This window comes from Kitasatospora sp. NPDC050463 (assembly GCF_040655255.1).
Classification (GTDB): Bacteria; Actinomycetota; Actinomycetes; order Streptomycetales; family Streptomycetaceae; genus Kitasatospora.
The window spans coordinates 40,718-52,946 of sequence record NZ_JBFAJO010000042.1; the positions used below are offsets into that span (position 1 = coordinate 40,718).

Consider the following 12,229-nt stretch of genomic DNA (forward strand, 5'->3'; position numbering starts at 1 on the left):
CTCCGATGAGATGGTTCGACCCCGTCCGGGCGGGATGCCCGGGCGGGGACCTCTACGGCGGCGAGTCCGCACACTCGCTCCGGTGATTCCTGCGGCAATCCTACGGGGGCCTCCCCCGCGCAGCACGTCCGAGAGTCCCTCCCGGTGGCCCGGGAGGGACTCTCGTCAGGCCACCGGTCCGGCCCGCACGGCTCAGCTCTGCTTGTTGATCAACTGGTCGATCGCGGCGTCCGCCTCCTTGGCGGCCTGGTCCACCGGCTTGCCGCCCTTGAGGATCGCGGTGAGCATGTCTGGCAGGATCTTCTGCTTCTCGATCGCGCCCCAGCCCGGTGCCAGCGGGGTGAACCAGGCGTCCGGCACCGCGTTGGCCGCGGCGGCCGTGGCCGGCTTGCTCTTCAGCGGGTTCAGCTGGGTGAGGTTGTTCGGCAGGATGTCCTTGTCCGCCAGCGCCTGCTGGGACTTGGCGCTGGTGAGCATCCGGACCCAGTCGGTGGCCAGCGCGGCCGACGGCGACTTGGCGGTGACCGCGAGGTCCGAGCCGCCGATGAAGGTCGGCAGCGGCTTGCCGCCCGGACCGGGCATGGTGGCCAGCCTGACGGCGTCCTTGAGGGTGGGGTCGCCGGTGACCGGCGCGGTCACGCTGGAGGCCTCGTAGCCGTTGCCGTAGAAGGCCCCGGCGTGCCCGCGGGCCATCGACTCGAACTGGTTCTGCTCGTTGACCGCCAGGTCGCCCTTGTTGTACTTGCGCACCAGGTCGACGAAGTGGTTGAGCCCCTGCTGGGACTTCGGGTCGCTCAGCGTGCCGTGCCAGTTGCCGGCGCTGTCGAAGCGGGCGATGGCGCCGCCGTACGCGGAGACGTAGCTCATCGCGGCGTACCAGTACGGGCCGGGCAGGTAGAGCGCGGAGTAGCTCTTGTCGGCCTTGTTCTTGTCCGCAACCCGGTCCAGCGCCGTCCGCAGCTCGTCCTCCGTCTTGGGGAAGTCCGCGCTGCCGGTGGCCGCCTGGAAGGCCGCCGAGTTGTAGATGGCGACCCGGGCGCCCGCGTAGTACGGCACGCACCAGAGCTTGTCCTGGTAGGTGCAGGTGTTGGCGAGCGCCTTGATCCAGGCGTCGGAGTTGTCGAAGGTGGAGCGCTCCACCGGGGCCAGGGCGCCGGAGAGCACGTACTTCATGGTCTCGGTGTTGCCGAGCTCCACCACGTCGGGGGCGTTGCCCTCGGCGAGCGCCCTGTCCAGCTTGCCGACCTTCTCGGCCCAGCCCTGGTAGGCGAGCTTCAGGGTGACGTTCGGGTACTTCGCCGCGAACTCGTCGTTCACCCGCTGCACGAGGTCCGGCCAGTTCTTCTGGGCGTCGTCCATCAGCCAGACGGTGACCGTGCCGGTGGCGGACTTCGGGTCCACCGTGGCGGCCTTACCGTCCCCCGACGGCGAGCCGCCCGAGGAACAGGCCGTCAATCCGGCGGCGAGCGCCATGATCCCGAACGTCGCCATGAGCTGACGCTTCTTCACGCCATCCTCCGAGGGTGCTAGAGCCTGTGCCCGCCGGCAGCGTGATGGCGCGTCCGCGGGAGCGGGCTCCGGGCGGGGACGGCGAAGTGCTTCAGGAAGGGCCTATACCACATCCGGCGATATTGAAGTTCGAACCGGATGGACTGGAGCCTGGCCTAGACCACTGACGGTGTCAACGCCAAATGGCCAGGCTGCCAAGGACGTTGCAGACCCGTTGCACCTCGTGGCGATCAGTTGCGGAACCATCACCCTAAGTGGAACTTAAGGCTGGCTTAAGGCAGATTTGAGGGAACACCGACAGATGGCGTCTGCGCAGGTCGACGCGGGGGAAACGGAACGGGCCCGCCATGCGCCATGCGCATGACGGGCCCCTTCGCGGGTGCCTCCCGGCACCCTGGGTCACGGTCCGACGGAGCCTCAGCCGATCGCTCCCGACTGGCCGGTGAGCACCTCGACGGCCGCCAGGCCGCAGACCCGGGCAGCACCGTGGGTGGCGATGTGGAGCGCGCCGACCGGCTCGGACTGCGGCAGGCCCATCTCGACCACCGCGGCATCCGGACGGGCCGCCACCAGCCGGGACAGCGCGGCGGACATCCACCCGTAGCGGTGCGCGTCGCGGACCACCAGCACCAGGCGGCGGCCCTCGGCGCCGGCCACCACCTCGGCGACCAGCGCGTCCAGCTGCTCCGGGGCGGCGTCCTTCGGCCCGACCTCCCGGGTGCGGGTGCCGGGGAAGCGGTCGGCCAGCATGTCGGCCACGCCCCACGGGGTCACCGCGCCGACGGCGATGTTCGGCTCGTCGGAGAACGAGGCCACGTACGGGCGCTCGGTCACCGGCAACGCCTCCCGGCCCGGGGCCCGGACCACGCGCAGCGCGCGGCGGGCGGCCCGCAGGCCGACCGCCAGGTCGGGCTCCAGCCGCTCGCCCTGGGCCGCGATCCGGCCCCAGCTGCCGAGCGCGCGCACCCGGTCGGCGGCGTCGGCCAGCCGCTCCTCGGGGAGCTTGCCGGCCCGCACGCCCGCCACGATGGCGTCGCGCAGCAGCAGCACGGTCTGCTCGTCGGCCAGCCCGCCGCCGACGCAGATCGCGTCCGCTCCGGCCGCCAGGGCCAGCACGGTGCCCTCACCCATGCCGAAGGTGTCGGCGATGGCGCCCATCTCGATCGCGTCGCTGACTATCAGGCCCTGATAGCCGAGGCCGCCGTCGGCCGGGGCGGCGCGCAGCAGGTCTCGCAGGACCCGGGGGCTGAGCGTCGCCGGCAGCTCGGGATCGAGCGCCGGGATCATGATGTGGGCCGTCATCACGGCCTTGGTCCCGGCGGCGATCGCGGCCTGGAACGGGATCAGGTCGCGGGCGCGCAGGACGTCCAGGCCGACGTCGATCACCGGCAGGCCGTGGTGCGAGTCGACCGCGGTGTCGCCGTGTCCGGGGAAGTGCTTCGAGCAGGCGGCCACGCCCGCCGACTGCAGGCCCTCCACCCAGGCGGCGGTGTGCCGGGCGCACAGCTCCGGGTCGGCGCCGAAGGAGCGGACGCCGATCACCGGGTTGCGCGGGTTGGAGTTGACGTCCGCGGTGGGTGCCCAGTTGTAGTTGACGCCGGCGGCGGCCAGCGCGCGGCCCAGCTCGCGGGCCACGTCACGGGTCAGCGCCGGGTCGTCGATCGCGCCGAGGGCGAAGTTGCCCGGCCAGGAGGAGCCGGAGCCGGCCTCCAGGCGGGTGACGTCGCCGCTCTCCTCGTCGATCGCGATCAGGAGGTCGGGGTTCTCCTCGCGCAGCGCCTTGGTGAGCGCGGAGAGCTGGCCGAGGCCGGTGACGTTGCGGTCGAAGAGCGCGACCGAACCGAGGCCGGCCGCGAGGTGGCGGCGGACCCACTCCGGGGGCTCGGTGCCGACGAAGCCGGGCTGGAGGACGGTCAGCGCGTCGCGGTGCAGCTGGTCGCTGGCCGGGAGGGTGGGGACAAGGATGCTCACGTCGCGTCAGCCCTTCACTGCACCGTCGGTCAAACCGCCGACGGCCTTGCGCTGGAGGAATACGAAGAGGATCAGCACCGGGAGGGCGAACAGCGTCGAGGCCGCCATGGTGGCACCCCAGTCGGTGCCGAAGTTGGTCTGGAACGAGGAGAGCCAGAGCGGCAGGGTCTGCCCCTCGGTCTTGTTCAGGATCAGGACCAGGGGGAACTCGTTCCACGCGGTGATGAAGCCGAACAGCGAGGTCGACATCAGGCCCGGGGCGAGCAGCGGGAAGATCACCTTCACGAAGGCCTGGGTGCGGGTGCAGCCGTCGACCATCGCGGACTCCTCCAGCTCCTTCGGGACGGCGGCGATGAAGCTGCGCAGCGTCCAGATGGTGAAGGGGAGGACCATCATCATGTAGAAGGCGGTCAGCGGGACGAGGCTGTTCAGCATCTCGCTGTCACGGGAGATCAGGTAGACCGCGATGGTCATGACCTCCCACGGCGCCATCTGCGCCGCCATCACGACCAGGACGAAGGCCTTGCGGCCGCGGAACCGCATCCGGGCGATGGCGAAGGACGCCAGGGTCGCGATCACCAGCGAGATCAGCACCGCGACGATCGTGACCGTGAAGCTGTTGGTGACGTACGTCCAGAACTTCGGGGCGTTGACCGCCGTCGAGAAGTGGTCGAGGGTCGCGTCGAGGGGCAGGAAGACCGGCGTCCGACTGACGATGTCCTTCTGTTCCTTGAAGGCGGTGATGACCATCCAGTAGACGGGGAAGATGAAGAAGACGAAGAGGACGAGCGCGATCACGTTCGGCCAGGTACGTCCGATGAGCGAGCGCCTCACAGCTCGTCCTCCTGCTTCAGAATGATCCGGAAGTAGTACGCCATCAGCACGCCGAGCATCAGGATGGTGAGCACCGCGATCGCGGCGCCGGTCCCGTAGTGCTGGGCGCCGGAGCCCTCCAGGAAGGCGTGCACGGGCAGGGTCCGGGTGAGCGAGTCGGGGCCGCCCGCCTTGATCGCGTAGACCTGGGTGAAGGCCTTGAAGACCCAGATGACCTCAAGGAAGGTCGTGGCCAGGAAGAACGGCCTCAGGCTGGGGAAGATCACCGAGGTGAAGATCTTGGTGGGGCCGGCGCCGTCCATCCGGGCCGCTTCGTAGAGCTCCTTCGGGATGGTGGTCAGACCGGCGTACATGTTGAACGCCACGAAGGGGATCGAGCCCCAGACGATCAACAGGATGATCACGAAGAAGGTGGAGTACTGGCTGCCGGTCCAGTTGTAGGCGGCCATCGAGTGCCACCCCAGCTGGTCCAGGAACCAGTTGACGACACCGAAGCGGGTGTCGAACAGCCAGGTGTAGACGGTGGTCGCGGCGACCACCGGCATGGCCCAGGCGAGGAGCAGGCCGAGCGAGAGCACCAGCCGCATCTTCTTGCCGAGGCGGTTGAGCAGCAGGCCGACCAGCGAACCGCCGACCATGATCAGGACCACGTTGACCAGGGTGAACGCGACCGTCCGGCCGGTGACCGCCCAGAACTCGGAGTTGGTCAGCTGCTCGGTGTAGTTCTCGAAGCCGTTCCACTCGGTCAGGTGCTGGACGAGCTGGCGCGCGTTCAGGTTCTGGAACGAGACCAGGACGGTCTTCAGCAGGGGCCAGCCCAGCAGGCCGAGGGTGACCACGGTGGCCGGCAGCAGCAGCAGGTACGGGGCGAACCGCGTGCCGAAGCCCGGTCCGCCCGCCGTTCTGGTGCTCTTCTTCGGAGTGCCCTCGGCGCCGCCCGCGGCGACGCTCGTCTCAATAGTGGCCACAGCAGCCTTCCCTGTGTCCGGGGACTGTGTCTGCACCCGCTCCGAATGCACAGCCATCGTTCTCTCTTCCTGACAACCTGACCACGACGGACAGGCGCCGCCCACCGGCCCCCCGCCGGGGACCGGTGAGCGACGCCGCTCGACCACTTACTGCTTGGCGTTCAGACGCTTGGCGATCTCGTCGTCGGCCTTCTTGGCGGCGGCGGCGTAGTCACCGGTCAGGGCGCCGGTCAGGAACTCCTTGATCGGGTTCGGGCTGTTCTCGACGCTCGCCCAGTTCGGCGTGGTCGGGGTGATCCCACCGGAGGTGGCGCCGAGCTTGGCGGCGGCGGCGAAGTCGCCGACCACCTTGTCGTCCAGAGACTTCTTGTTCGGGATGCTGCCGGCGGCGGCGACCAGGCCCTCGTTCTTGTCGTTCAGGGCGATCTTCAGGAAGTCCTTGGCCATCTCGCTGTTCTTGCTCGCCTGGGCGATCGCCAGGTTGGAGCCGCCCAGGAACACGCCGGAGGCCTTGTCGGCGGTCTTGCCCGGGAGCGGGAAGTAGCCGATCTTCTCCTTCGGCATCTCCTTCTCGGTCGGGATCTCCCAGCCGAGGCCGATGATCGAGCCGATGTCGCCCTTGGCGAAGACGTCCTTCTGCTGCGGCTTGGCCTCGTCACCGTCCTTGGCGGCGGTGGCCGAGTAGCTCTGCAGCTTCTTGTAGGTCTCGAAGGCCTTCTGCGCCTCGGGAGTCGACAGACCGCCGGTCCACTTGTCGCCGTCCTTCTTCGCCAGCTTGCCGCCCTCGCTGGTGAGGAGGCCGAAGTAGACGTACCACTCCTGGCCCGGCATGTAGATCGGGTCGGCGACACCGGGGACGGCCTTGACCTTCTCCAGGTCGGCGTAGAACTCGTCCAGGGTCTTCGGGGGCGTGGTGATGTTCGCCTTGCCCCAGATCTCCTTGTTGTAGGCGACCACGCGGTTGGTGACGAACCACGGGGCGGCGTACTGCTTGCCGTCCAGGATCGCGGACTCGCTCTGGTTGGCGTTCCAGTCGGCACCGCCGATGGCGGCCTTGTCCTTGGTGATGTCGAGGAGACCACCGGTGGCCGCGTAGCCCGCGGTCTGGGTGTTGCCGACCTCGAGCACGTCGACCGAGCCCTCGGACAGCGCGGCGGTGACCTTCGGGCCGATACCGGTCCACTCCTGGATCTGGTACTCGATCTTGGAGCCCGGGTAGGTGGCCTCGAACTCGGTCTTGACCGCGTCGTCCCAGCCCTTGGGGGCGGAGCCGGACATCAGCCACACCTTGAGCGTCTTGCCGCTGTAGTTCTTGGCGGCGGACGAGGACGAGCCGGCCTTGTCGCCGTCGCTCTTGGCGTCCGAACCACAAGCCGCCAGGCCGACGACCATTGCTGCGACGCCGACCGCCGCGATGAGCTGACGCTTCACGCCATCCTCCTGAGGGATGCCTGAGTTACCCCCGTCGGGTGGCTGCGGCAGACCCACGTAAAGCGGGAGGAAAGGTGCCGCGGACCCCATCGAACGGGTGGGGGGATTCATAGTTACCGATCTAGTGGTGTAGACCAGATGCCTGGAGCTTGGCCTAGACCAATGGGCGTGTCAACGGCTCTTCGACCGATCCGGACCACCCGTTATCAAGCCGACACCGCACATCGTTCATCGCGTGATGAGGTATTCGTTCCGTAGCCATACATGCAACGATGTGAGTTGTTAACGATGCGGCGGGGCCCCCAAAGGCCCCGCGAGAAGCGGGAGACAGGTCCGATGAGCAGCGACGGGGGCAGCACGGCCCAGGTCAACGACCCCCAGGTGAAGAACCACCCCGTGCAGACCGGGGCGGACGCCACCGCGCGGGTGCCCAAGTACTACGGCCTCAAGCGCCACCTGCTGCAGCTCACCGAGACCCAGCCGGCCGGCACCCCCGTCCCGCCCGAGCGGGCGCTCGCCGCCCAGTTCGACACCTCGCGCACCACCGTCCGCCAGGCTCTCCAGGAACTGGTGGTCGAGGGGCGGCTGGAGCGCATCCAGGGCAAGGGCACCTTCGTCGCCAAGCCCAAGGTCGCCCAGGCCCTCCAGCTGACCTCCTACACCGAGGACATGCGCGCCCAGGGCCTGGAGCCCACCTCCCGGCTGATCGAGATCGGCTACATCACCGCCGACGACCGGCTGGCCCCGCTGCTGGACATCAAGCCCGGCGGGCGGGTGCTGCGGATCGAGCGCCTGCGGCTGGCCAACGGCGACCCGATGGCCATCGAGGTCGCCCACCTCTCCGCCAAGCGCTTCCCGGCCCTGCGGCGCAACCTCGCAAAGCACAACTCGCTGTACACGGCCCTGCGCGAGGTGTACGGCGTCACCGTGGCCGAGGCCGAGGAGACCATCGAGACCACCCTGGCCACCCCGCGCGAGGCCGGACTGCTCGGCTCCGACCTCGGCCTGCCGATGCTCCAGCTCGCCCGGCACTCCTTCGACGCTGACGGCGACCCGGTCGAGTGGGTGCGGTCCATCTACCGCGGCGACCGGTACAAGTTCATCACCAGGCTCAAGCGCCCCGAGTAGGCCTCCGGCCGCTCCCCCGAACCCGCCCCGGCCCCGCCCCGGACCCGCCCCGAGCGGCCCGGAGGCGAGCGGGCGAAGACGCGACGCGTCCGGAATGCGGGAAGTTCCGTCGTTTCCGGTGACACAGATCACTCCATGCTCTAGATTTCGCAGCCGTACTGACTGTCGATCACCAGTGGTGCTGCTCGGCGGGCTCCGGAGGCCGTGCGGTACCTCCGGGCTGCGGCGCCGTCGGGGTGAGCCCTCTGGAGCGGAGCCGAACCATGTCGTCAGATGCTGCTGCCACCGGACCCGTCGTGCCCGAGCCGCCAGGTCCGGCCGCCGTTCCGGCGGTGACACCGGAACGGGTGCTCGCCGGGCTCGCCCTGCTCGTGCCGATCGTCGCGATGCTCTGGGTGTCCTCGTACGACAAGACCGGCCCCGAGACGGGCGGCGTGCCGTTCTTCTACTGGTACCAGCTGCTCTGGGTGCCGGTCTCGGCCGTCTTCACGGTGGCCGCGTACCTGCTGATCAACCGCGACGAGAAGGCCCGCAAGGGCGCCCGGAAGGCGGGTGGCGCACGATGAACGGCGTCAACGTCCCGGCCCTGACCGTCTTCGTCCTCTTCTTCGTCCTGGTCACCGTGATGGGCTTCCTCGCCTCGCGCTGGCGCCGGGCGGACGACGCCCAGCACCTGGACGAGTGGGGCCTGGGCGGCCGCAGCTTCGGGACCTGGGTCACCTGGTTCCTGCTCGGCGGCGACCTCTACACCGCCTACACCTTCGTCGCCGTCCCGGCGGCGGTGTACGCGACCGGCGCGGCCGGCTTCTTCGCCGTCCCGTACACGATCATCGCGTACCCGCTGGTCTTCCTCTTCCTGCCCCGGCTCTGGTCGGTCTCCCGGGTGCACGGGTACGTCACCCCGGCCGACTTCGTGCGCGGGCGGTACGGTTCCAAGCCGCTCTCCCTGGTGGTCGCGCTGACCGGCATCCTGGCCACGATGCCCTACATCGCGCTGCAGCTGGTCGGCATCCAGGCGGTGCTGGACGTCCTGGGCGTGGGCGGCGGGGAGAACGCCAACTGGTTCGTCAAGGACCTGCCGCTCTTCCTCGCCTTCGGCGTGCTGGCCGCCTACACCTACTCCTCCGGGCTGCGGGCGCCGGCGCTGATCGCCTTCGTCAAGGACACCCTGATCTACATCGTGATCATCGTCGCGGTGATCTACATCCCGATGCGGCTCGGCGGCTACGGGCACATCTTCGACGCGGTCGGCCAGAAGTTCAGCGCCCCCAAGGCGGCCGGCTCGCTCACGGTGCCGGAGAACAAGCAGTGGACGTACGCCACGCTGGCCCTCGGCTCGGCGATGGCGCTCTTCATGTACCCGCACTCGGTGACCGGCGTGCTGGCCTCGAAGTCCCGCAACACGGTCCGCCGCAACATGGCGATCATGCCCGCGTACTCGCTGATGCTGGGCCTGCTGGCGCTGCTCGGCTTCATGGCGATCGCGGCCGGCATCGGCAAGGGCGACAAGAAGTTCAACGCCCAGCTCTCGGTGCCGCAGCTGTTCGAGAACATGTTCCCGGACTGGTTCACCGGCGTGGCCTTCGCGGCGATCGGGATCGGCGCGCTGGTGCCGGCCGCCATCATGTCGATCGCCGCGGCCAACCTCTTCACCCGCAACGTCTACAAGGAGTTCCTGAAGCCGACCGCCACCCCCGCCGACGAGACCAGGGTCGCCAAGCTCGCCTCGCTGCTGGTCAAGGTCGGCGCGCTGGCCTTCGTGCTCACCATGGACAAGCAGGCGGCGATCAACCTGCAGCTGCTCGGCGGGCTCTGGATCCTGCAGACCTTCGTCTCGATCGTCGGCGGCCTGTTCACCCGGTGGTTCCACCACTGGGCGCTGTTCGCCGGCTGGGCGGTCGGCATGATCTACGGCACCTGGGAGGCCTACGACATCGCCAGCCCGGCCACCAAGCACTTCGGCGGCAACGCCGCCGAGATCCCCGGCATCGGCGAGCTCGGCTACATCGGTCTGACCGCCTTCGTGCTCAACCTGGTGGTCTCGGTGGTGCTCACGCTGGCGCTGAAGGCGTTCAAGGCACCGGAGAGCCCGGACGAGACCCGGCCCGGTGACTACAGCGCCGAAGCGGGCGACGAAGAGCTGAAGAACGCGCCGGAGCCCGTGGCGGCGCACTGATTCGCCCCCCGCGCGCCCTGTGACCGCGCCGCCTCCTCCGTGAACACTGGAGGAGGCGGCGCGATCATATGTATGAACGGCCGCACACACAGGGCACCACCGGACCGGACCGGCGTCCGGCCGGCACCCGATCGACCCACGGGGAGCAGCGGCGATGGCAGATCTCGGCACCACGCTCAACGGTCAGCACCAGTCCACCCACCGGCCCGGACCGCCGGCCACCACGGCGCCCCACCCGGCGTCTCCCGCCCCGCACACCGCGCCGGCGGCGGTACCCGGCCCGCTGCCGTCCGTGCTGATCGCCACCCGGCACGGCGAGTCCACCGCCAACGTCGAATTCCAGCTGGCCGAGGCGGCCGGCGCACTGAGCGTGCCGATCAGCTGCCGGGACGCGGACATCCCGCTGTCGCTGCACGGCCGGCAGCAGGCCCAGGCACTCGGCCGCTGGTGGGCCGGCCTGCCCAGCGCCGACCGCCCGCGCAGCGTCTGGTGCTCCCCCTACGAACGCACCGCCGAGACCGCCCGGATCGCGCTGGCCCAGGCCGCCGGACTGGGCGCGGTGCCGGTCTCGCTCGCCGTCCGCTACGACGAGCGGCTGCGCGACCGCGAGCTGGGTGTCCTGGAGATGCTGCCCAAGGCCGCGATCGAGGCCAAGCACCCGGAGGAGGCGGCGAGACGCCGCAAGATGGGCGAGCTGTACTACCGCCCGCCCGGCGGCGAGTCCTGGGCCGACGTGGCCCTGCGGGTGCGCAGCGTGCTGCGCGACATCTGCGCGGAGGAGGCCGGGCGGCCGGTCCTGCTGGTCGCGCACGACTGTACGGTGCTGATGCTCCGCTACGCGCTGGACCGGCTCACCGAGGCCCAGTTGACGGCCCTGGAGCCGGTCCGCAACTGCTCCACCAGCCTCTGGCGGGCCGAGGGCGGGCGGCTGCTCCCGGCGCACTGGAACGACACCGGGCACCTGGCCCTCGGCTGACGGCCGGGGCGGCCCGCGCACCTGCCCGCCCGACCGGTCCGCCGGGCGGGCGGGCCGTCAGCCGACGACCGGTTCGGCGAAGCAACGCCGGTAGGCCAGCGGAGTCGTGCCGAGGCGGCGGCCGAAGTGGTGCCGCAGGGTGGCGGCGTTGCCGAAGCCGCAACGGGCGGCGATCGCGTCGACCGGCTCGGCGGTGGACTCCAGCAACCGCTGGGCGAGCAGCAGCCGCTGCCCGGTGAGCCAGCGGTGCGGCGTGGTGCCGGTCTCCTGCTGGAAGCGGCGGGCGAAGGTGCGCGGCGACAGGTGGACCCGGGCCGCCAACTGCTCGACGGTGGACTCCTCGTCCAGGTGGTGGCGCATCCAGTCGAGCAGCGGCGCGAGGGACTCGCCGTCCCCCTCGGGCAGCGGCCGGGCGACGAACTGCGCCTGCCCGCCCTCCCGGTGCGGGGCCACCACCATCCGGCGGGCGATCCCCCGTGCCACCTCGGCCCCCTGGAACTTGCGGACCAGGTGCAGGCAGGCGTCGATGCCCGCCGCCGTGCCGGCCGAAGTGATCACCGGGTCCTCGTCCACGTAGAGCACGTCCGGCTCGACGGTGGTCCGCGGGAAGCGGGCGGCCAGCTCCGCGGCGTGCCGCCAGTGCGTGGTCGAGCGGCGGCCGTCCAGCAGCCCGGCGGCGCCGAGTACGAAGGCGCCGCTGCAGATGGAGAGGACCTTGGCGCCGCCCGCCACGGCGGCCCGCAGGGCGTCCACCAGCGGCTCCGGGTACTGCGGGCGCACCCCGGTGGCCGTGACGACGACGAGGTCCGCCTCGGCGAGCCGCTCCGGACCGTGCGGGACGTCCACGGAGAAGCCCGCGTGGGTGCGGTGCGGGCCGGGGTGGGCGCCGGCGATGGCGAAGTCGTACCGGGGCAGGCCCTCCTCGCTGCGGTCCAGGCCGAAGACCTCGCAGGCCACCCCGAGTTCGAAGGGGTGGATCTCCTCCAGCACCACGGCGACCACGTTCTTCAGCATGCCGCCCAGGATGCCTTCCGGGGGTGCTCGCGGGGAAGGGCCCGGATGGCAGGATTTCGATGTGATCGGGCATTCCTGCCACTCGTGGCCGGCCCGCGGCGCCGCGAGAGTGGAGCCATGGACTCCGACACGCTCGCAAGCGCACTCGCCCTGGTCGGCGCCGTCGGCGGCTTCGGCCTGCTCGGCACCCTGATCGGGCGCGACGTGGCCCGCAACGCCGCC

The 12,229-nt window shown here is 70.2% G+C and carries 10 protein-coding genes; 4 read left to right on the forward strand and 6 right to left on the reverse strand.

Annotated features, from left to right (window positions below; all coding sequences use genetic code 11):
* Positions 1-192 precede the first annotated feature (192 nt).
* From AB0J08_RS25105 to AB0J08_RS25125, 5 genes are all read right to left on the reverse strand, one after another.
* Positions 193-1,509 (reverse strand): extracellular solute-binding protein, encoded by a 1,317-nt coding sequence (locus AB0J08_RS25105; RefSeq protein ID WP_360638451.1) that lies wholly within the window; start codon positions 1,507-1,509, stop codon positions 193-195.
* Positions 1,510-1,926: 417 nt separating this feature from the next.
* The gene (locus tag AB0J08_RS25110; protein WP_360638454.1) at positions 1,927-3,480 is read right to left on the reverse strand and encodes a glycoside hydrolase family 3 protein; all 1,554 of its coding nucleotides are present in this window, start codon (positions 3,478-3,480) and stop codon (positions 1,927-1,929) included.
* 6 nt (positions 3,481-3,486) lie between these two features.
* Positions 3,487-4,314, reverse strand: a complete 828-nt coding sequence (locus AB0J08_RS25115; RefSeq protein WP_360638457.1) for a carbohydrate ABC transporter permease — start codon at positions 4,312-4,314, stop codon at positions 3,487-3,489.
* Positions 4,311-5,282 (reverse strand): sugar ABC transporter permease, encoded by a 972-nt coding sequence (locus tag AB0J08_RS25120; RefSeq protein WP_360638460.1) that lies wholly within the window; start codon positions 5,280-5,282, stop codon positions 4,311-4,313. Before AB0J08_RS25120 ends, AB0J08_RS25115 begins: the two co-directional genes overlap by 4 nt.
* 147 nt (positions 5,283-5,429) lie before the next feature.
* Complete coding sequence (locus AB0J08_RS25125; protein WP_360638463.1) at positions 5,430-6,713, reverse strand: extracellular solute-binding protein; 1,284 nt, start codon at positions 6,711-6,713, stop codon at positions 5,430-5,432.
* A 336-nt stretch (positions 6,714-7,049) separates the two neighbouring features.
* Here AB0J08_RS25125 and AB0J08_RS25130 point away from each other — a divergent pair, with 336 nt between their 5' ends.
* The 4 genes from AB0J08_RS25130 (at position 7,050) to AB0J08_RS25145 (ending at position 10,993) form a co-directional block, all read left to right on the forward strand.
* A complete protein-coding gene (locus AB0J08_RS25130) occupies positions 7,050-7,841 on the forward strand; it encodes a GntR family transcriptional regulator (RefSeq protein ID WP_360638466.1) in 792 nt (263 codons plus the stop codon).
* Positions 7,842-8,104: 263 nt separating this feature from the next.
* Complete coding sequence (locus AB0J08_RS25135) at positions 8,105-8,407, forward strand: DUF3311 domain-containing protein (RefSeq protein WP_360638469.1); 303 nt, start codon at positions 8,105-8,107, stop codon at positions 8,405-8,407.
* On the forward strand, positions 8,404-10,017 hold the full coding sequence (mctP, locus tag AB0J08_RS25140; RefSeq protein WP_360638472.1) for a monocarboxylate uptake permease MctP: 1,614 nt from the start codon (positions 8,404-8,406) through the stop codon (positions 10,015-10,017). The genes AB0J08_RS25135 and mctP overlap by 4 nt, the downstream gene beginning before the upstream one ends.
* Before the next feature lie 154 nt (positions 10,018-10,171).
* The gene (locus AB0J08_RS25145; RefSeq protein ID WP_360638475.1) at positions 10,172-10,993 is read left to right on the forward strand and encodes a histidine phosphatase family protein; all 822 of its coding nucleotides are present in this window, start codon (positions 10,172-10,174) and stop codon (positions 10,991-10,993) included.
* A gap of 57 nt (positions 10,994-11,050) precedes the next feature.
* On the opposite strand, the gene AB0J08_RS25150 is transcribed toward AB0J08_RS25145, so the two are convergent.
* Positions 11,051-12,007 (reverse strand): helix-turn-helix domain-containing protein, encoded by a 957-nt coding sequence (locus AB0J08_RS25150; protein WP_360638478.1) that lies wholly within the window; start codon positions 12,005-12,007, stop codon positions 11,051-11,053.
* Between the last annotated feature and the right edge of the window lie 222 nt (positions 12,008-12,229).